Consider the following 21848-nt stretch of genomic DNA (forward strand, 5'->3'; position numbering starts at 1 on the left):
CCGGACGATCGGAAGCACGCCATGTCACTGGAGAAGACCTACAAGCTGGTGCCGGGGACGACCGTCTTCGACGCCGAACAGTCCGCCAAGGGCTATCACCTCAACCAGTTCTGCATGTCCCTGATGACGGCGGAGAACCGCGCGGCCTACCTCGCCGACGAGCGTGCCTACCTGGACGCGTGGCCGCTGCGGGAGGAGCAGAAGCGGGCCCTGCTCGACCGCGACCTCAACGCGGCGATGCGCGAGGGCGGCAACATCTACTTCCTCGCCAAGTGGGGCGCCACACTGGGCTTCTCCTTCCAGCAGATGGCGGGCTCCATGACCGGCATGACCGAGGAGGAGTACCGCGCCATGATGGTGGGCGGGGGCCGCTCGGTCGAGGGCAACCGCATCGACCACGCGGTCCTGGAGGCCGCACACGCCGACCCGACCCCGCCGGCCGAGCACGCCACGATCACCGGCGCCGTCTTCACCTCGCACGTGCCGGCGATCGGCGCGGCGATGGACCACGGCAAGACCGAGGAGCCGTACTGGCGGCCGGTCTTCGAGGGGTACGAGTACTCCAAGGCGTGGGAACGGGAGAACGTCCCCGACGTGATCTTCCTGGTCTACAACGACCACGCCAGCACCTTCGACCAGTCGCTGATCCCCACCTTCGTCCTCGGCACCGGCGCCGCCTACCCCATCGCCGACGAAGGGTACGGGCCCCGCCCCGTCCCCGGCATCGAGGGCGAACCCGACCTGGCCGCGCACATCGCGCACTCCCTGATCCGGGACGACTTCGACCTCACCCTCGCCAACGAGATGGCCATCGACCACGGGCTGACCGTCCCGCTGTCGCTGATGTTCGGCGACGTCGAGAGATGGCCGTGCAAGGTCATCCCGTTCCACGTCAACGTGGTGCAGTACCCGGTGCCCTCCGGCGCCCGCTGCTTCCGGCTGGGCCAAGCCCTGCGCAGGGCGATCGAGTCGTACGACCGGCCACTGAAGGTGCAGGTCTGGGGCACCGGCGGCATGAGCCACCAGCTCCAGGGCCCGCGCGCCGGCCTGATCAACCGGGAGTGGGACAACGCCTTCCTGGACCGGCTGGTCGAGGACCCGGCCGGGCTGGCCGAGGCCCCCCACCTGGAGTACGTCGAGGAGGCCGGCTCCGAGGGCATCGAGCTGGTCATGTGGCTGATCGCCCGCGGCGCCCTGAGCGACGTCGACGGCTCGGGCGGGGTCGAGGTCAAGCACCGCTTCTACCACGTGCCCGCGTCCAACACCGCCGTCGGACACCTGATCATCGAGAACCACCCCCGGGCCGAAGGGCCCGCGGAGAAGGAGTGACATGACTGACGACCGGTCCCTGCGGATCGCCCTGGCCGGCGGCGGTGCCTTCGGCGCCAAGCACGCGGCCGCGCTCAAGCGGATCGACGGCGTGGAGGTGGCCGCCGTCGTGAGCAGCAGCCTCGATCGCGCCCGGAAGTTCGCCGCCGAGCAGGGCGTCGGCCGCGCCGTCGCCTCCCTGGACGAGGTGCTGGCGATGGACGACGTCGACGCCGTCGTCCTCGCCACCCCCACCCAGATGCACGCCGCCCAGACGCTGGCCTGCCTGGAGGCCGGCAAGCACGTCCAGGTCGAGATCCCGCTCGCCGACTCGCTCGCCGACGCCGAGGCGTGCCTGGCGGCCCAGGAGCTCACCGGGCTCGTCGCGATGGTGGGCCACACCCGCCGCTTCAACCCCAGCCACCAGTGGGTGAAACGGCGGATCGAGGCCGGCGAGTTCGCCGTCCAGCAGATGGACGTGCAGACGTACTTCTTCCGCCGGCAGAACCTCAACGCGCTCGGGGAGCCGCGCTCCTGGACCGATCACCTGCTCTGGCACCACGCCGCGCACACCGTCGACCTGTTCGCCCACCAGACCGGTTCGCCGATCGTGCGGGCCAACGCCCTCCAGGGCCCGATCCACCCCGAGTTGGGCATCGCGATGGACATGTCGATCCAGCTGCAGGCGGAGAACGGCGCCCTGTGCACCCTGTCGTTGTCGTTCAACAACGACGGCCCGTTGGGAACGTTCTTCCGCTACATCGGCGACACCGGCACCTACCTCGCCCGGTACGACGACCTGTTCACCGGCAAGGACGAGCCGATCGACGTGAGCGGCGTCGACGTGTCGACGGACGGCATCGAGCTCCAGGACCGCGAGTTCGTCGCCGCGATCCGCGAGGGCCGCGAGCCGAACTCCTCCCTCGCCCAGGTGATCGCCTGCTACCGCACGCTGGCCGGCCTGGAGGAGCAGCTGAACGCGGTCAGCGCCCCGTGACCGGGCCGGTCCTCGTCGGCGCGGGGCGTGCCCCGCGCCGGATCGGCCCGTTCGAGGTCCCGGCCGTCGGCCTGGGCTGCATGAACCTGAGCCACGCGTACGGCGTCCCGCCGACTCCACGGGCCGCCGAGCGGCTGCTGCTGACCGCCCTCGACGAAGGCGTGACGCACTTCGACACGGCCGCGCTGTACGGCTTCGGCGCCAACGAGGAGCTGGTGGGCCGGGTCCTCGCCCGGCACCGGGACCGGGTCGTGCTGGCCAGCAAGTGCGGGATGACCGGAGTCGACGGGCGGCGGGTGATCGACGGACGCCCACAGACCATCCGGCGCACCGCCGACGAGGCGCTGGCCCGGCTCCGTACCGACGTCATCGACCTCTACTACCTGCACCGGCTCGACCGGACGGTGCCGGTCGAGGAGAGCATCGGCGCGATGGCGGAGCTCGTCACGGCCGGGAAGGTGCGCGCCCTGGGCCTGTCCGAGGTCTCCGCCGCGACCCTGCGGCGGGCCCACGCCGTGCACCCGATCGCCGCACTACAGAACGAGTACAGCCTCTGGACGCGCAACCCCGAGCGGGGCACGCTCGCGGCGACCCGCGAACTCGGCGTCACCCTGGTGGCCTTCAGCCCCCTGGCACGGGGCTTCCTCACCTCGATGCCGCCGAACTTCGGCACCCTTCCCGCGGGCGACATCCGCCGGGGCATGCCCCGCTTCGACGCCCACCACTACCCGGACAACCTGAGGCTGCGGAGCGAGGTCGCGGGGATCGCCGACGGTGCCGGGCTCACCCCGGCGCAGCTCGCCCTGGCCTGGGTCGTCTCCCAGGGACCTCATGTCGTCGCCGTTCCGGGGACCCGCTCGGTACACCACCTGCGGGAGAACCTCTCCGTCCTCGACCTGGACCCGCCCGGTGAGGCCCTCGCCGCGGCGGGACGGGTGCTGAACGACAGGACCGTCCACGGGGCCCGTTACCCCGGGGCCACGCTCGCCGAGATCGATACCGAGCGCTGCGGCCGAGCGGGCTGAGGGCGGGACCGGTGCCCCCCGTGTTCGGCACCGGTCCCGCCCCGTCTTCGGGTGGTTGCGCCCGCAGCCTTCCGATGCGGCGGTACCGGGCCGGCCGCGGTCGGCCGGCCCGGAGCCGTTCAGACCTGGAGGGCCTTCCACGCGTTGTAGCCGTAGACCCAGTCGGCGTCCTCACCGGACTTCAGCCAGGTGTTTCCGCGCGATCCGAGTTGGACCCGGCTGGTCCGCCCGATCCGAGCGGTCTCGTAGGTCTCCAGGGCTGCGGTGAGGTCGCCGGGCCGTTCGGCGACGGCGCAGGCGAGGACGACGGCGTCCTCGATCGCCATGCCGGCGCCCTGGGCCATGAACGGCATCATGGGGTGGGCGGCGTCACCGAGCAGGGTCGCGCGGCCGACGGACCAGCGGGGCAGGGGGTCCCGGACGTAGAGCGCCGACTTGAGGACCGAGTCGCAGGCGTCCAGGAGGGCGCGCGCCTCGGGGTGGAAGTGCTCGTACGTGGAGCGCAGTTCGACGACGTCGCCCGGCGAGGTCCAGGACTCCTCGGTCCAGCTGTCCTGGTGGGTGGTGGCGAAGACGAAGGTGTCGCGGCCCCGGTTGAGCGGGAAGGTCACGATCTGCGTCTCCGGATCGGGCCCCCACCACTTGGTGAAGGCGCCGAGATCGGGGATGTCCAGCCGGTCGGTGGGGAAGACCGCCCGGTAGGCGACGACCCCGGTGAAGTCGGGGCTCTCCTGCCCGAAGAGGGCGGTCCGCACCACGGAGTGGATGCCGTCGGCTCCCACCACGGCGTCCACCTCGACGGCGGGTTCGTCCGCGAAGGACAGCCGTACGCCCCGGTCTCCCTCCTGTTCCAGTGCGGTGAGCCGGTGCCCCAGGCGGATCACCGCCGGGTCCAGGGCGGATTCCAGCGCGGTGAGCAGGTCCGCGCGGTGGACGGTGAGCTGGGGGGCGCCGTACTTCCGTTCCGCGGTGTCGCTCATCTCCAGCCGTGAGGTCTCCCGGCCGGTGTCCCAGGTGCGGCTGATCCGGTGGCTGGGGCGGGCCGCGGTCTCGCGGAGCGCGTCGCCGACGCCGAGCTCGTCCAGTGCCCGGACGGCGTTGGGGGTGAGGTTGATGTCCGCTCCGACCCTGCCGAAGGCAGGTGCCTGCTCGAAGACCGTGGCCCGGTGGCCACAGGACCGCAGCGCGATGGCGGCGGCGAGACCTCCGATGCCGCCTCCGACGATACCGATGTGCACACTCATCTTTGGCTTCCCGTTCAGTCGGCCCAGGCGAGCGGGCCGCCGGTGCCGAGGTAGATGCTCTTCTGGCGCTGGTACGCGCGGACGGCGCCGAGGCCCTTCTCGCGTGTGGAGCCGCTGTCCTTGACCCCGCCGAAGGGGGTGGCGACGGAGAGCTGCTTGTAGGTGTTGATCCAGACGGTGCCGGCGTGGATCGCGCGGCCGAGGCGCCAGGCGCGGGGGAAGTCCCGGGTCCAGATCCCGCAGGCGAGTCCGTACGGCGAGTCGTTGGCGGCCGCGACCAGTTCGTCCTCGTCCCGGAACCGCAGTGCCACCAGCACCGGCCCGAAGACCTCCTCGCGCACCACCCGGGCGTCGGGGGCGAGGCCCTCCAGCACGGTGGGGCGGAGGTAGTTGCCGGCGGTCAGTGCGGGGTCGTCGGGGCGGCTTCCGCCGGCCCGCAGGGTTCCTCCCTCGGCCAGCCCCGAGGCGACGTACTCCTCCACCGAGGCGCGGTGCGAGGCGGTGACCAGCGGTCCGAGCTGGGTGTCCTCGGCGCGGGGGTGGCCGACCCGGAGCCGGTCGGCGCGTTCGGCGACGCGGCCGACCACGTCCTCGTACACGTCGTCGTGCACGAACAGGCGGGAGCCGGCGATGCAGGACTGGCCCTGGGAGCTGAAGATCCCGTAGAGGATTCCGTTGACGGCGAGGTCGAGGTCGGCGTCGGGGAGCACGATGGTCGGGGACTTGCCGCCGAGTTCGAGCGAGGTGGTCTTGAGCAGCCCGGCGGCGGTCGCGGCGAGGCGCCGGCCGGTGTCGGTGCCGCCGGTGAAGGAGAGGTGTCCGACGCCGGGGTGCTCGACCAGGCGCTGCCCGACGGTGGCCCCGGGGCCGGGGAGGACGCTGACCAGGCCCGGGGGGAATCCGGCCGTCAGGAGCAGCGCGCCGAGTTCCAGGGAGAGCAGGGGGGTCCACGCGGCGGGCTTGAGGACCACCGCATTGCCGGCCGCGAGGGCGGGAGCGACCTTCTGGGCGTCCGAGGCGATCGGGCTGTTCCAGGGGGTGATCGCGCCCACGACCCCGATCGGCTCGTGGACCGAGAACGCGAGGTGCTCTCCGCGGGACGGCGGGATCGCCCCCTCCTGGGTCTCCAGGAGTGCGGCCACGTACCGGAAGGTGCCGGCGGCGCTCGCCACGAGGGCCCGGGTCTCGGCGATCGGTTTGCCGTTGTCGTGGCTCTGGAGCAGGGCGAGTTGTTCGGCGCGGGACTCGATGAGCTCGGCGGTGCGGGCGAGGTGGCGGGCCCGCTGGTGCGGGAGCAGCTCGCGCCAGGACCGTTCGGCGCGGGCCGCTTCGCCGAGCCGGACTGCCTCGTCGACGTCCTCCGGGGCCGCCCCCGTGAAGGTGGCGAGGACGCTGCCGTCGGCGGGGTCGGTGGTGGTGAGTTCTCTGCCGCGGCCCTCGGTCCACTTGCCGCCGACGAGGATGCGGCCGGGCGGGGCGAGCCGTTCCGGGACGGGGGCGGTCGCGTTCAAGACGGTGCTCCCGGTACGTGGACGGGCGGGGTGAAGGGGGCGGGCATCGGCGGGTAGGCCGCCAGGTCGACTTCGACGACGACGGGGCGGCGCAGCCCGACCGCGTCGTCCAGGGCCGAGGTGACGGAGGTGGGGTCGGTGATCCTCGTGTGGGCCAGGCCGAGGGCCCGGCAGACGGCGGCGTAGTCCGGGCTGGTCAGGTCGACGCCGGACCGGGCCCGACCGAGCCCGTCCTGCATGTTGCGCAGGACCCCGTAGCCGCCGTCGTCGAAGACCAGGAGCACCAGCCAGGGGGCTTCCTGGGCCAGGGTCATCAGTTCGCCGAAGTGCACCGCGAGGCCGCCGTCCCCGGCGATGCACACCGTGGGCTCCTCGGGCCGTGCGGCGGCGGCTCCGATGGCCATGCCGAGGCCCTGGCCGATGCCGCCGCCGCGCGGGAAGAGGTTGTCCCGCGGATCGTGGATCTCCAGCAGCCGGTTGCCCCAGGAGCTGGAGGCGATGGTGACGTCCCGGGCGATGACGGCCCGGCGCGGCAGGACCTTGCGGAGCGCGTCGGGGAAGGCCGTGTGGTCACCGAGTGCGGCGCGCTGCTGCTCGCGGACCGCCTCGCGGGCGGCCCGTACCCGGGTGGTCCAGGGGGCGCGCGGTGCCGCGCCGAGCGCGGCGAGTTCGGCGGCGAGCGCCGTGAGGAACGCGTCCGCGTCGGCGACGAGTCCGTGGGTCGCCGGGTACACCCGGCCGACGGCGGCCGGGTCGAGGTCGACCTGGATGTGCGCGGCGGGCACGGCGAGGGTGTAGTCGGCGGTCTCGTTGGAGCGGAAGTGCGTGCCGATGCTGAGCAGTACGTCGGCCTCGGCGAGCAGTGCCCGGCCGCCGGGGGACGTCGCGTAGTTGCCGACGCACAGGGGGTGGTCCTCGGGGACCGCGCCGCGGCCCGAGTTGCTGGTGAGCAGCCCGGCTCCCAGCAGTTCGACGACGGCCCGCAAGGCCGGGCCCGCGTCCGCGACGCCTCCGCCGGCCCAGACGACGGGCCGTTCGGCGGCGGCGAGGAGGCCGGCGGCGGCGGCGAGGGCGTTCGGTTCGGGCGGGGCACCGGGGGCGGGCGTGCTGCCGGCGGGGCCGAGCAACGGATGGGTGGCGTACTGGAGGTCGATGGGCCATTCGACGGAGGAGGGCCCGCCCGGCGCGGCGAGGGCCCGTGCGACGGCCTCCTCCAGGAGGGCTCCGGCGCTCTCCGGGTCCGTGAGGGTGACGGCGTGCCGGGAGACGGCCGTCAGCATCCCGAGCTGGTCCTTGGTCTCGTGGATGAAGCCGCGCCCCGAGCCCAGGTACGGGGTGTCCACCTGGCCGGTGACGTGGAGGACGGACGTTCCGGCGCTGAGCGACTCCACGAGGGAGCCGGCCGCGTTGCCGGCACCGGTGCCGGTGCTGGTGAGGGCGCAGCCGAGGCCGCCCCGGGCGCGGGCGTAGCCGTCGGCGGCGTTGACCGCGGTCGCCTCGTGTCGGACGGGTACGAAGCGCAGTTCCCGGTCGACTGCCTCGACCAGGGGCAGGTTGTGCACGCTCACGATCCCGAAGACGGTGTCCACGCCATGGCGCCGGAGCACCTCGACGAGCAGGTCACCGCCCGTGTGCCCTGTTGGTGTTGCCATGGGTCATTGCTCCTTGTCTGGCCGAACGGGGACGGCTCTCAGAAGAGTCCGCGCGAGACGCCGCCGCACACGTCGAGGGCCGCTCCGGTGATGTACGAGGACCTGGGCGAAAGCAGGAAGGCGATGGCCGCGGCGACCTCCTCGGCGGTGCCGAACCGGCCGAGGGCGATGCCCCGGTCCTCGGCGAGCGCGCGCTCCCACTCGGGGAAGGGGGTTCCGCTCCCGGCTTCGGCGTGGCGGCGGCGCCACTGCCCGGTGTCGATCAGTCCGAGGCACACCGAGTTGACCCGGATGCCCCGGGGGGCGTACTCGATCGCCATCGACTTGGACAGGTTGAGCAGTCCGGCGCGAGCCGCCGAGGTGGTCACCAGCCGGGGTTCGGGCTGTTTGGCGAGCACCGCGTTCACGTTGACCACCGAGGCCGCGGGCGATCTCTCCAGCCAGGGCCGGGCGGCGGCGAGGACGTGCAGCACGCTGCTGAACTTCAGGTCCAGTTCGTCCCGGAACTCGGCCGGTCCGGCGGTGTCGAGGCCGGCCATCCGGGACTGGCCGGCGTTGTTGACCACGCCGTCGAGGCCGCCGAAGCGTTCGGTGGCGGCCTCGACGAGCCCCGTGACGGCCTCGGCGTCGCGCACGTCGCAGGGCAGGGCCAGAAGCTTCTCGCGGGGTGCCCCGGCCTGTTCGGCGATCCGGTCCGCGGCGTCGGCGAGGGCGTCGGCGCGGCGCCCGCAGGTGACCACCCTGGCGCCGGAGGCCAGGAGCAGGCGCACGGTGGCCGCGCCGACGCCGGAGCTGCCGCCGGTGACGAGACAGGTACGGTCCTTCAGCAGCAGGTCCATCGCGGGTCAGTCCCGGGAGACGCCGTGCATGGCGGAGGTCTCGGGGTAGGTGGGGATCTGCGGCTTCTGCGCGCCGATGACCACGCAGAAGAGGGCGTTGGTGTCGCCGTTGTTCTTCAGGCTGCGCGGCACTCCGGCGGGGACGACGATCATGTCGCGGTAGCCGAGGGTGCGCTTCTCGACCTTTCCGTCCCGGTGGATGCCGACCTCGACCTCCCCTTCGAGCACGAAGAACGCCTCCTCGGCGTCGTGGTGCGTGTGCTCGGGGCCTTCGGCGCCGGGGGGCAGCAGCATGTTGGAGAACGTGAAGCCGCGGGAGGCGATGGTGCGGCGGTCCGTCTCGTGGTTTCCGGTGGCGCCGGAGCCGACGTACCTGATCTGGGCGCGGGCGAACTGCGCGCCCGCCTTGGCCTGGAATCCGAGGGTGTCCCAGTCCTCGTGGCGGGTGGCCCTGGTGAGGATGAGGGAGTCGGTGAACGCGTCGAGGTCGGCGTCCTCGTAGTGCAGGGTCATGACGTTTCCTTTCCTTGGGGCGACGGGTGTCGCGGGTGTGGCGTCAGGGGTGTACCGGGCGGGGTGGTGGCGGGTGGCCGGGCCCGGTGGCGAGGGCCGTCCGGCGCAGCCAGTCGTTGACCCGGTCCGGCTGTTCCTGGTTGGCCAGATGGCCGGCGCCGGGGATGGTGGCCAGGACGGCTCCGCGGATGCCGGCGGCGATCTCGCGGGCCCGTTCCGGGCCGGTGACGGTGTCGTGCTCGCCGGCGAGCACGAGGGTCGGTGCGGTGATCCGGGGCAGGTCGGCGGTGAGGTCGGCGGACGCCATGGACTCGGCGGCCTCCCCGTAGCCCGGCAGCCGGATCGCCTCGGCCATCGTGCGGGTGGCGGTCTCGACCAGTTCGGCCGGGGCGTCGGGTGCGAGGAGGCGGGGCGCGCGGGCGCGGGCGAACGCCTGCGGGCCCAGTCGTCGCAGTTCGGCGGTCCGGGAGCGCATCTGCCGGGCGCGCGCGGGGTCGGTGCCCGAGCCGAGGCTGGCGCCGATCACGGTCAGGGACCGCACCAGTTCCGGGTGGGTGGCGGCGAGCCGGAGCGCGATCACCCCGCCCCAGGAGACGCCGACGAGGTGGAACGGGCCCGGGCCCAGTGCGGCACGGGCGACGGCCCCCGCGGCGGTGACGTACCCGTCCAGCGTGACCGGCTCCGCCGGGTCCGGTGAGGCGGCGTAGCCGGGAGCGTCCCAGGCGATCAGGGTGAACTCCTCGGCAAGTGAGTCCAGTTGGTGCGCGAAGGAGGCCGACGAGGAGCCGATGCCGTGCAGCAGGAGCATTCCCGGGCCGGTGCCGGCCGTGCGGTGGGCGGGGACCATCAGATCACCCCCCTGGGCTGCCCGACCAGGACGCCGAGCGAGCGGAGGACCGCGTGCGGGACCACGCCGCTGGTGCGCGGGTTCTGTGCGGAGGGCAGGTTGGCGATCTCGAACCGGTAGCTGCCGCAGGGGCCCTCGGCCTCGATGACGTGGCGGGTCAGGGCGGCCTCCGGGTCGCCGAGGAGTCGCACCTCGACCAGACCGATGTCGCCGACGCCCCAGCCGACGGTCGCCGCGACGTTGAGCGAGCGGGGGAAGAGACGGGTGGCCTCGGCCGCATTGCCCCGGAAGATCTCGACGGGCTCGGCAGTGCGGCGCAGCCGGTCGGCGGCGGCCTCGTCCATCCAGGGCTGGACGAGGGTCTCGGGCAGCTTGACGGTGGTGACGCTGACCCTGTCGAACGGTGCCTGGGCGGCGGCAGCCGTGAGGATGTCCAGTCCGCCGACGGCGCCCGAGGTGATCAGGTAGCGTCCCGGGCCGGCCGCGTCGAGTGCCGCCGCGACCTCGGGGTCGCAGAGGGCACCGACCGAGGTGACCAGGAGGTCGACCCCGTGGTCGAGGATGGTCGGGCCCGACTGGGCGATCACGGTCTGCCCCGCGCACTCGACGATCACGTCGGCCCGCTCCATCGCCTCGGCGAGACTGATCTGCGGCAGGCCGAGGTCGCCCGTCCGACGGTCGTTGACGAAACCGACGGGCTCGACTCCGGGCAGACGCCCGGCCCTGAGGGCGCCGATCACCGTGGTCCCGATCGCTCCGGCGCCGATGACCGCGGCGCGTACCGGTTTCGGCACGGGGCGGGTCACCGGCTCTGCTCCGCTCCCGTGAACGCTCCGCGGTCCTCGACGCCGGCCATGTGGCTGCGCACCTGGCGCGAGGGCGGACCGGCGGTGCCCCACAGGTCGGACAGCTCCGGTACCCGGCGCCAGACCCGGCACAGCCACTGGTCCTCGACGATCTGGGCGACGTCCGAGGTGTACTCGCACACGAGCCCTGCCGGGTCCGCGAAGTAGGAGAAGGTGTTGTTGCCCGGGCCGTGCCGCCCGGGGCCCCACAGGGGGGTGATCCCGTGGTGCTTCAGCGAGCCGATGCCGCGCATGAAGTGGTCCATCGACGGCATCTCGTACGCCACGTGGTTGACCGAGGTCCATGCGGCCTGGTTGAAGGCGATGCTGTGGTGGTCGGTGTTGCAGCGCAGGAACGCCATCTGGTGCTCCGACCAGTCCGACACCCGCATGCCGAGCACCTCGGTGTAGAAGGTGACGGCCGCGTCGATGTCGACGGTGTTGAGGACGACGTGCGTGACACCGGTCGGCACCGCCCCGTCGTGGCCCTGCGGGGTGACCGCGTGCACCTCGCAGCTCAGTTCGATGCGGCGGCCCTCGGGGTCGACGAGCTCCAGTCCGTAACCACCGCCGACGGCGTCGAGGGGGCCCGGCTCGCGCAGCAGCGGCACGCCCCGGGCAACGAGCCGGCGGCCGGCCTCGTCGACCTCGGCCCGGGTGCGGACGGCGAAGCTGATGCTGCCCAGCGCGTTGCGTTCCGTACGGGAGAGCTGGAGCACGTGGTGGTTCGTGCCGGTGCCCCGCAACCAGGTGTCGTCGGAGTCGCGCTCGACGACCGAGAGTCCCCAGACCTCCGAGTAGAAGTCCGTACAAGCGGCCAGATCAGGCACCTTCAGCTGCACCGAGCGCAGTGAGTGCAAACGCACGACCGGCTGTTCCATGGCCCACCTCCATTTACCTCAGGGCTTAATCATTAAGAGCTGAGAGGCTTATAGTCAAGATGTCCCTTGTGGTGAGTCATCTCGGGGAGGCGCACGGTCGCCCCGTGCCACCGTGTTGGCCGCTCGTGCGGTGCGAGGACCGCCTTGCCTTCTCCGTCGGCCCGGGTCGGCCGCTCGGCCGGGGCGGGGTGACGGATGGGCGGGGTCGGTTCGGTCGCCGGGGCGGTGGGGGCCGGCGCCCGCCCTCCGATGTCGGGTTCGCCCCGGGGGTCGGCTCGGCGAGTCGACCGGGCGGGCCGGGAAGGCCGCTGCCGGGGGTCGGCGGGCCCTGCTCCGTGCGGCTCGGGTCGCCCGCCGGGCGGTCGGCGCAGTCGCCGGGTCGTGTCCGGAGGGGCGGTGCGCTGCCCCCCGGTCGTAGGTGCCGACGCCCCTTGTGTGCCAGTCCGGTGTGTACCGGTCCGGACGGGAATAACTACTTTGATCTAAGCATCTCAGAGCGTCAATACATAGGGCTGTTACTCTTCACGCCCAGCCTTTCCCTCACAACCCGAAGGCAGGGGTACTCGTGAGCCAGCGAACCGCCAAGCGTTCCGCACCGTCCCGACCGGCACCTCAGGAGCCGGGGGATGCGGGCCCGGCCCCTGAGGGCCGCCCCGACGAAGTGGACCGGATCATCGCCGAATGGCGGACCGAACGGCCGGGGCTCGACGCCAGCAGTATCGACGTCGTGGGGAGGGTCACCCGCTGCGGGCTGCTCGTCCGCAACCTGTCGAACCGGATGCACGACCGCCACTCCATCAACGAGTCCATGTTCGACGTGTTGGCGAGCCTGCGACGGATGGGCCCGCCCTACCGCAAGACCGCGCGGGAGTTGGCGTCGTCGTCCCTGCTGACGTCGGGCGGGATGACGATGCGGCTCGACCGGATGGAGCGGGACGGGCTGATCAGGCGGATCCGCTCGGAGGAGGACCGGCGGAGCGTGTACGCCGAGCTGACCCCGGCTGGCTTCGCCCTGATCGACCGGGTCATCGACGAGCACCTGGAGCGGGAGCGGGAGATGCTGGCGACGCTCAGCGGCGAAGAGCGGGAGCAGCTCGCCGGGCTGTTGAAGAAGCTTGAGGCGCGGCTGCGCGACCTGGACTGACCGGGGCTGCCACCTGCGCAGACTCCCGGCCCCTGGGGGGAGTCGCGCCGTGCCTCCGAGGGCCGGTGCCGTCCGGCTCGCCCCCGAAAACATCTCAGCTAAAAGCTTCTTTGGTCTAAGTATTGTGGATTCGGGAGAGTGGGGTTTATGGTCTCGGCACACAGATCGATCGTCCGGATCACGGGCCCTCCAGCGCCAAGCGCATCGCCCCTGCGGCCCGGCGGACGGCCGACCACAAGGACTTGAGTCCACGCCCCTCCCCGTCCCCCGCGCGGGAGACCTCCCGAGGGGCCCGAAGGGAGCCATCCGTGCCGACTCCGACCACCGCCGGGACAGCCCCGCGAAACACATCAGCAACCGTGACCTCCGAGGGGACACCGCACGACGAGCGCGCCTTTCGGATGCGTCGCACCCAGGAGTTCATGGACGCCCATGACCTGGACGGGCTGCTGGTCTTCGGCGCCGACCGGAGCGACCGGTACGACGCGGGCCAGTACCTCTTCCGCGACCGCCGCTACCAGCACTACGTGGTGCCCCGGCACGGCGAGCCGGTCATGGTGGCCTTCGCCGCCCAGGTCGCGGCGCAGAACCTGCTCACCCGTGAGCGCGGCCTGGAGACCTGGATCGATGACATCCGCGTGGGGTCCGCACCGGAGCTCCTGCCCGAGATAGCCCGGGAGAAGGGGCTCGGCAGCGGCCGGCTCGGCGTGATCGGGGCCGGGTACGGATCGCCGTTCTACCCGGGCGGCTGGGTCTCCCGGTCCGTCTGGGACGCGATCGGCGAACGGCTCCCGGACGCCACGCTCCTCGACGTCACCCGCGACTACGGGCTGGTCATGGCCCGGCGCAGCGACCAGGACCTGGAGCACCTCGCCACCGCCGCCGCGGCGGGGGACGCGGCGATCGAGGCCATGATGGCGCTCGCCGAGCCCGGCGTGGACGAGAAGGCGCTGTACGCCGAGGGCGTCGCGACGATGCTGCGCAAGGGCATGCGGGTCACCTGGATGCTCTTCCAGACGGGTCTCGACAACTACGCCTGGGGCGAGCCCACTTGGCTGACCCGCCCGGAGCCGGCGAGGCGGCTGGAGCGCTCGGACATGGTGTGGGCCGAGATCTTCCCCAACTACGCCGAGCTGAACACCCACGTCAACATGAGCTTCACCCTGGGGACCCCGCCGGCCGAGACCCTGCGCTGCGCCGAGGCGGCCCGCGCCTCCTACGAGGCCGGCGTCGCCGCCGTACGGCCCGGCGCGTCCTTCGCGGAGGTGTGCGCGGCGATGGAGGAACCCCTGACCGAGGCGGGGATGTGGCATCTCACCCCCCAGTTCGCCTCGCTCAACCCGCTGCTCTCCGGTGGTGGCTCGGGCCTCGGCGTCCGGGAGCACATCGCCGGGTTCGCGGGCGCGTACCCCCTGGCCGACGGGCACGAGAAGCCCTTCTTCGACTTCGAGATCGAGCCCGGCATGACGTTCTCGCTCCAGCCGGACGCCAGGCTCGGCAGGCGGGGCGCGATCGTCGGCGGCGTGGTCGCGGCGACGGAGTCGGGCTGCCGCGAGTTCAACACCGTGTCCACCCGCCTGAACTCGGTCGGGGCGTAGCCCGCGGCGGGAGCCGGGCCCGGAAGGCACGGCCACCGCGCCCCGCACCTTCCGGGCTCCGCCTCCGCCACCAGGAGCGGGGACGCCCACCCCCAGAGCGGCACATTCCCTTCACCTGTGCTCGGGCCCCGGCCGCGCGCGGTCACCACCGTCGGCCCGGGCCCGGCGCCCCCTGGCCCGATCCTGCGCGATCACGTGCCCGTACACGTGTCACCAACTCCCGCCCGCCATCAGTCCGGCGCCGGGAGCCGGCCCGCCCCTCGGGCCCGCAACCGCCCTCGCACCACGACAGAGTTCCCGGCCCCCGCAGCCGGTTCCCCCACCGCCGGACACCCCACACCCCGGTGCCCTGCCCCCCTTTCCGGCCGGACCGTCCGGCCATCCTCCCGGCAAGGTGGTATTGATCATGAGAAAGCGCTCCTCGTCGCTCGACCGGCGGTCCCTTCTGTACGGCATGGCAGCAGTGGGAGCCGCCGGTCTGCTGACCGCCTGCGGCGACGGCGACGGCTCCGGCAAGACCGGGCCGAAGTCCGGTACCGGAGCCGGCGGTACGCTGCCCTCCTCCCTTGGACCGCTCGCCGACGAGGCGGCGAAGGAGGGGAAGGTGCGGGTCTTCGTCAGCACCGACTCCCGCACCCCCGCCCATGCCCGCAAGCTCTCCCGAGCCCTGCGCGCCGACACCGGCGTCGACCTCGGGATCGAGTTCGTCGGTGGCGAGCCCGACCCGGCGTTCGCCAACAAGCTCGTCCAGGAGGCGAAGGCGAAGGTCGCCCCGTCGATCGACGTGTTCGCCACCACGCCCCTGGTGGTCAAGCAGCTCGGCGGCGGGGGCCTGGTCCACCCGGTCGACTGGGCCGCCATGGAAGGCGTGGCCGCCACCGACGTCTGGACCGGCCACCACGGCATCGTCGTCGCCGAGATCGCCCGGACGGTGCTCTACAACACCAAGAGCGTCAAGGCCGAGGACGCCCCGAGGACCCTGGACGACCTGCTCTCCGACCGCTGGCGCGGCAAGATCGTCACCTCCGGGCTGCCCGACGTGTTCAGCCCGCTCGCCGCCGGCATGGGCGCCGACGCCACGCTGGACTTCGTTCGCCGGCTGCTGGAGAAGGGCCGGGTGTCGCTGGCCTCGGTGCCGACCGCCATCCGCACCCAGGTCAGCAGCGGCGAGTTCCCCGTCGGCTACGGGATCCGGATCGGCGAGCGCCAGCGCACCGCCAAGGCGCCGGTCGACTACGCGCCCGTCAAGGTGCCCGTCGTGCCGCGCGCAGGGCTCGTCGTCAAGGGCGCCAAGAACCCCTCCGCCGCCCAGCTCTTCCTCTACTGGCTCAATGCGACCGAGCAGGGCCGCCAGCAGGCGTACGAGGTCCTGGACTGGCCCCGGCACACCACCCCCGGCACCGATCTGCACGCGCTGGCCCAGAAGGCGGGCGGTGTGATGACCGCGGACACCGACTGGTGGATGAACGAGTACGAGCAGGTCAACAAGCAGGTCGCCGGCCTGCTGAGGAAGTAGCGATGCCCGAGAAGACCTCTGCTCCGGCCGCCACCCGTACCGCCGCCGGCGGCCGGAGCACCGCACCCGGGGGAGCGTCGCCGCCCGGCGCTCCCCCGCCGGGGCGCCGCTCCTGGCGGCGGATCGACCCCCCGCTCGCCGTGGTCGGCGTCCTGATCGTCCTGCTGTGCGTCGTGCTCGTCATCCCCCTGGCCGGACTCGTCTGGGCGGCCTTCGGCCCGGGCGAGGGCTTCGGCGGCGGAGACCTGTCGCTCGACAACTTCCGCACCGTACTCGCCTCCGACGGTCTCACGGGGACGCTGCTGCGGACCCTGGCGCTCGGCATCGGCAGCGTGGTCGTGATGTTGGTCGTCGCCGTCCCGCTGGCCTGGCTGTACACGCGGACCGATCTGCGCGGGAAGTCGGTCATCCTCTTCCTCGCCGCCGCGAAGACGGCGATCCCCGGCTTCCTCGTGGCCCTCGGCTACATCTTCATGTTCAACCCGAGCAACGGGATCATCAACAGCTGGTGGGCGGGATCGGGAGGCGATCCGCTGACCGACGTCTACTCCCTGAAGTGGATCATCCTGCTCCAGGGGTTGGACTTCGCCGGCCCCGCCTTCTTCATGCTCGTGCCCACGCTCCGGGTGATCGACGTCAACATCGAGGAGGCGGCGGCGGTCCACGGCATCCCCCGGTGGCGGGCGGCCCTGCAACTGCTGCTGCCGGTCGCCGCGCCCGCGATCGCGGGGGTGTCGGTGTTCTTCTTCATCGTCGCCGTCGAGGTCTTCGACTACGCGGGGATGCTCGGGATGCCCGCCCGGATCACGGTCCTGTCCACTCTGATCTACCAGTACACGCAGGGGACCACCGGCGCCCCCGAGTACGGCAACGCGGCGGCCGTCGGGCTCGGCATGGCGCTCGGGATCGGCCTGATCATGTTCGCCTACTACCGGGCGACCCGGCGGGCCGGGCAATTGGCCACGGTCACCGGCAAACGGGCCGCCCGCGAGCCCATCGCGCTCTCCCGGGCCGGCCGGGTCGGCGGGTACGCCTTCATCGGGCTGTACGCCCTGGTGGGCGTCGTCCTCCCGGTACTGACGCTGGTCTGGGCCTCACTGGTCCCCTATTTGCAGCCGCCGTCCCTGGAGGCGTTCGGGGAGTTGTCGCTGGACGCCTACCGCGACGCGTCCTACGACCTGGGCGAGGTGCTACCCACCACGCTCCTGATGGTGGCGGTGGTGCCGACGGTCGCCGTGGCGTTCGCCGCCTGCGCCGCCTGGCTGGTCACCCGCACCAAGGTGTGGGGCCGGCGCGGGCTCGACGCGCTGATCATGATGACGCTCGCGGTCCCGTCGATCGTCATGGCGGTTTCGTTCGTGTACGTGGGCCTGTCCTCCTACCAGTGGCTGCCGCTCTACGGAACCGTGGCCTTCCTCGCCCTCGTGGTGGCCTGCCGATTCGTGGCGACCGCGTACCGCACCCTGCACGGAACGATGCTCCAGGTCCACGGCGAACTGGAGGAGGCGGCCGCCGTCTCCGGCGTCCGCCGAGGCAGGGCCTTCGTGTCGGTCGTCCTTCCCGTGGTGCGCGGCAGCCTCGCCTACGCCTGGTTCTGGACGGCGCTGCTGACCATCCGTGAGCTGACCATCACGCTCATCCTGTCGAGCGACGGGACGGACGTGATGTCCACCCGGATCTTCGGCTACAGCTCGGCGGGCGAGACGAGCCTGTCGGCCGCCCTCGGGGTGGTCCAGCTCGGCCTGATCACGGTCCTGCTCGTGGCCTTCACCCGCGTGGCCCGCCGCCAGTCCTTCTAGGAGTCCCACCATGATCGAACTCGAAAGTGTCACGAAGTCCTTCCCCCAGGGCCGAGGCCAGGTCCCTGCGCTGCGCGGCGTCTCGCTCTCCGTCGCCGAGGGCGAGTTCTACGTCCTGCTCGGGGCGTCGGGCTGCGGGAAGACCACCACGCTGCGCATCGTGGCGGGCCTGGAGCAGCCGGACTCCGGGGTGGTGACCATCGACGGACGCCGGGTCTCGGGCGGTACTCCCTCGGTCTGGGTGGGTCCCGAGGAGCGGCCCCAGGCCATGGTGTTCCAGTCGTACGCGCTCTGGCCCCACATGACGATCCGACAGAACATCGCCTTCCCCCTGCGCCGGGGCGTGCGCCGCACGAGCCGGGAGGAGGCGGCCACGCGGGTTGAGGAGGTGCTGGAACTGTTCCGGCTGACCGAGCAGGCGGACCGGAAGGTGACCCGGCTCTCGGGCGGCCAGCAGCAGCGGGTCGCACTGGCCCGGGCGCTGGCGCTGCGGCCCCGGGTCCTGCTGATGGACGAGCCGCTCTCCAACCTGGACGCGAGGCTCCGGATGGACCTCCGGATGGAGCTGAAGGAACTCTCCCGGCGCACCGGCATCACCTGCCTGCTCGTCACCCACGACCAGGAGGAGGCCATGATGCTCGCGGACCGGGTCGGCCTCATGGAGGGCGGGGGCATCGTCCAGGAGGGGCCCCCGGAGGAGCTGTACACGGCCCCCGTGTCGGAGTTCGTGGCCGACTTCCTGGACCGCATGAACCTCGTCCGGGCGGCCGCGGTGACCGCCTCGGACCCGGGCGGCCTGGAGGTCACCGTGGGCGGGCTGCGGTTGCGGACCGGCCCCGGCGTCCACCCCGTGGGCAGCGGACTGACCCTCGGCATCCGGCCCGACGACATCGTGTTCGAGACCGACGGCGGCGGGGCCGGTACGGGAGCGGCCGGGGAGAACCTGGTGACCGGCACCCCGGTCGACCACCACTACGTGGGCGGGAGCTACCTCCACCGGGTGGAGACCCCGCTGGGACTGCTCACCGTCCGCTCGCCCGCGGGCCCGGAGACGGTCGTCTCCGGCACGGTCCGACTGCGGCTGCCCGCGGAGAAGCTGATCACCATGGCGGCAGCGAACAGCGGGGGTGAGGAGACGGCGGGGTCCTGAGCCGACCTCCGCCGAGGTGCCCGGGCGGGGGCCGGCGAGGGCTGCCGGCGTGGCGGAGGCCGGCCCGCTGGGGCGCGGCGCGGAGACGGACGCGGGGCGTCCCGGCCGGAGTGCGGTGGGTGGCGGCTGGCGTGACGTTAGGCTCGAAGCCATGGGAAGCCCTCGTGACTCCGTGCCCGAGCCGACCACCCCCCAGGGCCGCGAGGCCCTGGCCGCCCTCCTCGCCGACCCCGCGCACGCGGTGGTGGCGCTGGACTTCGACGGCACCCTCGCCCCCATCGTCGACGACCCCGAACGGGCCCGCGCCCACGCCGGCGCACTGCCCGCGCTGGGCGCCCTCGCGCCCCGGCTGCGGGGGGTCGCCGTGGTCACCGGACGGCCCGCCGCGGTCGCCGTGCGGGCGGGCGGGTTCGACGGCGCCCCGGGCCTCGACCGCCTCACCGTCCTCGGCCACTACGGCGCCGAACGCTGGGACGCCGCCACCGGCGCGCTCACCGCCCCGCCCCCGCACCCGGGCGTCGCGGCGGTCCGCGCCGAACTGCCCGGGGTGCTGGCCGCGGCCGGGGACCACCCGGGCACCTGGACCGAGGACAAGGGGCACGCGGTCGCCGTCCACACCCGCCGCGCCGCCGACCCGCAGGGCGCGTTCCAGGCCCTGCGCGCCCCCCTGGCCGAGCTCGCCGACCGGCACGGGCTGGTCGTGGAACCGGGCCGGATGGTGCTGGAGCTGCGCCCCCCGGGCGTCGACAAGGGCGTGGCGCTCACCGCGTACGTGCGGGAGAGCGGCGCCCGTGCGGTGCTCTACGCCGGTGACGACCTCGGCGACCTGCCCGCCTTCGCCGCGGTGGCCGCCCTGCGCGCCGAGGGCGTGCCCGGGCTGCTGGTGTGCAGCGGCAGCGGCGAGGTCACCGAACTCGCCGACCGCGCCGACCTGGTGGTGGACGGCCCGGCCGGCGTCGTCGCCCTGTTGGCCGCCCTCGCCGCGGCGGTCGACGGACGGGGCTGACCGCCGGCCCCGGGCCGATCAGGCGTCCAGGGCCCGCAGTTGGTCGAGGAACCAGCGGGCCGGGGGGAGCGCGGTGGCCGCCGCGGCGAGGCGCTCGGTCCGCTCGGCGCGCTCCGCCCCGGGCAGGGTCAGCGCGGTGTGCAGGGCGTCCGCGGTGGCGGTGACGTCGTACGGGTTGACGGTCAGCGCGTGCTCCCCGAGCTCCTCGAAGGCGCCCGCCTCCCGGGACAGCACCAGCACGCAGCCCCGGTCGGAGACCACCGGGACCTCCTTCGCCACCAGGTTCATCCCGTCCCGCACCGGGTTCACCAGCGCCACGTCCGCCAGCCGGTACGCGGCCAGCGAGCGGGCGAAGTCGTCCTCCACGTGCAGCACCACCGGCGTCCAACCCGGTTCGCCGTAGGCGGTGTTGATCTCCCGCGCCAGCCGGGACACCTCGGCCGTGTAGTCGCGGTAGACCGCGAGGTCCTGCCGCGAGGGGTAGGCGAACGCCACGTGCACCACCCGGCCCCGCCACTCGGGGCGGCGCTCCAGCAGGTCCCGGTAGGCGAGCAGCCCGCGCACGATGTTCTTGGAGAGTTCGGTGCGGTCGACGCGGACGATCGTGCGGCGGGCGCTGCCGTCCGGGGCGGTGCCGATCTGTCCGCGCAGCACCGCCATCCGTTCCTCGACGTCGGCGCGGTGGGCCCGTTCGCGCAGGAAGTCGGCGTCCGCACCGAGGCCGTGCACCCCGATCCGGGTGGAGCCGGTGCCCCCGGTGATCGCCTCGCAGCAGGCGGTGAACGCGTCCGCCCACCGGCGGGTGAGGAACGCCGCCCGGTCGGCGCCCAGGATGCCCCGCAGCAGCTGCTCGGCCACGTCGTCGGGGAGCAGCCGGAAGTAGTCCACCGGGGCCCACGGGGTGTGCGAGAAGTGGCCGATCCGCAGGTCCGGGCGGAGCTCCCGGAGCAGTCCCGGGACCAGCGCCAGGTGGTAGTCCTGCACCAGCACCGCCGCACCCTCGGCGGCCTCCTCGGCCAGGGCCCGGGCGAAGGCCGCGTTGTACTCCTCGTAGGCGGCCCACCGCACCCGGAACCCGGCGTCGAACACCGGCTCCAGCGGGGTCTGGTACAGCATGTGGTGGACGAACCACAGCACGGAGTTGGCGATGCCGTTGTAGGCGTCCGCGAACACGTCCGGCGGGACGTCCAGCATGCGCACCCGCTGACCGCCGGTGTCCGCGGGATCGAGGGCGCCGCCCGTGCGGCGGACCGCCTCCCGGTCGCCGTCGCCGAGGGCCGCGCACACCCAGACCGCATCGGCGTCCGGCCCGATCGCGGACAGCCCGGACACCAACCCGCCGCCGCCCCGCCGGGCGGTGAGCGCACCGCCCTCGCCCACCGCGAAGCTCACCGGGCCGCGGTTGGACGCGACCAGGATGCCGGCGCCCTGCTCACCTTCGGAAGAAGCCATACGGCGATACCTCGCCCACCTCGTCGGCCCCCAAACCCGGGCCCGCCCGGCCACCGCGGGCACCCGTCTTGCTGCGCACCGTCGCCACCAGCAGCCCGCCGACCGCGCCCAGCGAGAGCGCCAGACCCGCGTACAGATGGGGCGAGAACTCCGGGTCGGGGGCCCGGCGCTGCACCGTGCGCCCCTCGGTCACCGGGGGGACGACGACGGTGGCGCCCGCACGGGGGAGGCCCACCGGATACGCGGCCGGAGCCGACGTCACGGTGAGCACCGATGCCGCGAGAACCCCTGCCGTCCACACGGCGCGCCGTCGGACGCCACCACTGTGGCCCTTACCCGCCCCGGTGGAGAAGAACCTAAAAATGCGAAAAATACCAAAGAATCCACGCACGAGCTGACAATCTAGGCGGCGGTCCGAACGGGCGCCCGCGCGCCACGCGGTCCGCACCGCCCCGTGCCCCGATCACCGCACCCGGTCACCGCACCCGGTCACCGCGCCCGCCGGCGGCGCGAGGGGTCCG

The 21848-nt window shown here is 73.0% G+C and carries 19 protein-coding genes; 9 read left to right on the forward strand and 10 right to left on the reverse strand.

What is annotated here, in order from left to right:
* The first annotated feature begins 21 nt into the window (after positions 1-21).
* Genes ligA through ABT092_RS14325 form a run of 3 tightly spaced genes read left to right on the forward strand, consistent with a single transcriptional unit; the run spans position 22 to position 3330 of the window.
* On the forward strand, positions 22-1329 hold the full coding sequence (ligA, locus tag ABT092_RS14315) for a protocatechuate 4,5-dioxygenase subunit alpha (RefSeq protein WP_351243483.1): 1308 nt from the start codon (positions 22-24) through the stop codon (positions 1327-1329).
* A gap of 1 nt (position 1330) precedes the next feature.
* Entirely contained in the window at positions 1331-2305 is a 975-nt protein-coding gene (locus ABT092_RS14320; RefSeq protein WP_351243485.1) for a Gfo/Idh/MocA family oxidoreductase, read from the forward strand.
* A complete protein-coding gene (locus ABT092_RS14325) occupies positions 2302-3330 on the forward strand; it encodes an aldo/keto reductase (protein ID WP_351243487.1) in 1029 nt (342 codons plus the stop codon). Before ABT092_RS14320 ends, ABT092_RS14325 begins: the two co-directional genes overlap by 4 nt.
* A gap of 119 nt (positions 3331-3449) precedes the next feature.
* Here the strand turns inward: ABT092_RS14325 and ABT092_RS14330 are convergent, their stop codons facing one another.
* The 8 genes from ABT092_RS14330 to ABT092_RS14365 are packed head-to-tail and all read right to left on the reverse strand — an operon-like array spanning position 3450 to position 11662.
* A complete protein-coding gene (locus ABT092_RS14330) occupies positions 3450-4574 on the reverse strand; it encodes an FAD-dependent monooxygenase (RefSeq protein WP_351243489.1) in 1125 nt (374 codons plus the stop codon).
* Between the two features lie 14 nt (positions 4575-4588).
* A complete protein-coding gene (locus tag ABT092_RS14335) occupies positions 4589-6085 on the reverse strand; it encodes an aldehyde dehydrogenase (protein ID WP_351243491.1) in 1497 nt (498 codons plus the stop codon).
* Positions 6082-7737, reverse strand: coding sequence for a thiamine pyrophosphate-binding protein (locus ABT092_RS14340; RefSeq protein WP_351243493.1), 1656 nt, complete (start codon positions 7735-7737; stop codon positions 6082-6084). Before ABT092_RS14340 ends, ABT092_RS14335 begins: the two co-directional genes overlap by 4 nt.
* Positions 7738-7775: 38 nt before the next feature.
* Entirely contained in the window at positions 7776-8576 is an 801-nt protein-coding gene (locus tag ABT092_RS14345) for an SDR family oxidoreductase (RefSeq protein WP_351243495.1), read from the reverse strand.
* Positions 8577-8582: 6 nt separating this feature from the next.
* Positions 8583-9089, reverse strand: a complete 507-nt coding sequence (locus ABT092_RS14350) for a cupin domain-containing protein (protein WP_351243497.1) — start codon at positions 9087-9089, stop codon at positions 8583-8585.
* A 43-nt stretch (positions 9090-9132) separates the two neighbouring features.
* Entirely contained in the window at positions 9133-9936 is an 804-nt protein-coding gene (locus ABT092_RS14355; RefSeq protein ID WP_351243499.1) for an alpha/beta fold hydrolase, read from the reverse strand.
* The gene (locus ABT092_RS14360; protein ID WP_351243501.1) at positions 9936-10742 is read right to left on the reverse strand and encodes an aspartate dehydrogenase domain-containing protein; all 807 of its coding nucleotides are present in this window, start codon (positions 10740-10742) and stop codon (positions 9936-9938) included. Before ABT092_RS14360 ends, ABT092_RS14355 begins: the two co-directional genes overlap by 1 nt.
* A complete protein-coding gene (locus ABT092_RS14365) occupies positions 10739-11662 on the reverse strand; it encodes a VOC family protein (RefSeq protein ID WP_351243503.1) in 924 nt (307 codons plus the stop codon). The genes ABT092_RS14360 and ABT092_RS14365 overlap by 4 nt, the downstream gene beginning before the upstream one ends.
* Positions 11663-12227: 565 nt before the next feature.
* On the opposite strand from ABT092_RS14365, the gene ABT092_RS14370 reads away from it, so the two are divergent.
* From ABT092_RS14370 to otsB, 6 genes are all read left to right on the forward strand, one after another.
* Complete coding sequence (locus tag ABT092_RS14370) at positions 12228-12806, forward strand: MarR family winged helix-turn-helix transcriptional regulator (RefSeq protein ID WP_351243505.1); 579 nt, start codon at positions 12228-12230, stop codon at positions 12804-12806.
* A gap of 359 nt (positions 12807-13165) precedes the next feature.
* Positions 13166-14404: a M24 family metallopeptidase gene (locus tag ABT092_RS14375; protein ID WP_351243507.1), complete on the forward strand. Its 1239-nt coding sequence runs from the start codon at positions 13166-13168 to the stop codon at positions 14402-14404.
* Positions 14405-14810: 406 nt separating this feature from the next.
* A complete protein-coding gene (locus tag ABT092_RS14380) occupies positions 14811-15920 on the forward strand; it encodes an ABC transporter substrate-binding protein (RefSeq protein WP_351243509.1) in 1110 nt (369 codons plus the stop codon).
* A gap of 2 nt (positions 15921-15922) precedes the next feature.
* The gene (locus tag ABT092_RS14385) at positions 15923-17719 is read left to right on the forward strand and encodes an ABC transporter permease (RefSeq protein WP_351243511.1); all 1797 of its coding nucleotides are present in this window, start codon (positions 15923-15925) and stop codon (positions 17717-17719) included.
* Between the two features lie 10 nt (positions 17720-17729).
* Positions 17730-18869, forward strand: a complete 1140-nt coding sequence (locus ABT092_RS14390) for an ABC transporter ATP-binding protein (protein WP_351243513.1) — start codon at positions 17730-17732, stop codon at positions 18867-18869.
* 151 nt (positions 18870-19020) lie between these two features.
* Positions 19021-19875 (forward strand): trehalose-phosphatase, encoded by an 855-nt coding sequence (otsB, locus tag ABT092_RS14395; protein WP_351243515.1) that lies wholly within the window; start codon positions 19021-19023, stop codon positions 19873-19875.
* Positions 19876-19893: 18 nt separating this feature from the next.
* On the opposite strand, the gene ABT092_RS14400 is transcribed toward otsB, so the two are convergent.
* Positions 19894-21327 carry an alpha,alpha-trehalose-phosphate synthase (UDP-forming) gene (locus tag ABT092_RS14400; RefSeq protein WP_351243517.1) on the reverse strand — a complete coding sequence of 478 codons (1434 nt, stop codon included), beginning with the start codon at positions 21325-21327 and terminating at the stop codon, positions 19894-19896.
* A complete protein-coding gene (locus ABT092_RS14405; protein ID WP_351243519.1) occupies positions 21308-21589 on the reverse strand; it encodes a hypothetical protein in 282 nt (93 codons plus the stop codon). Before ABT092_RS14405 ends, ABT092_RS14400 begins: the two co-directional genes overlap by 20 nt.
* Positions 21590-21848: the final 259 nt, after the last annotated feature.

Origin of the sequence: Streptomyces sp. NPDC002490, assembly GCF_040296045.1 — a bacterium.
Taxonomy (GTDB): domain Bacteria; phylum Actinomycetota; class Actinomycetes; order Streptomycetales; family Streptomycetaceae; genus Streptomyces.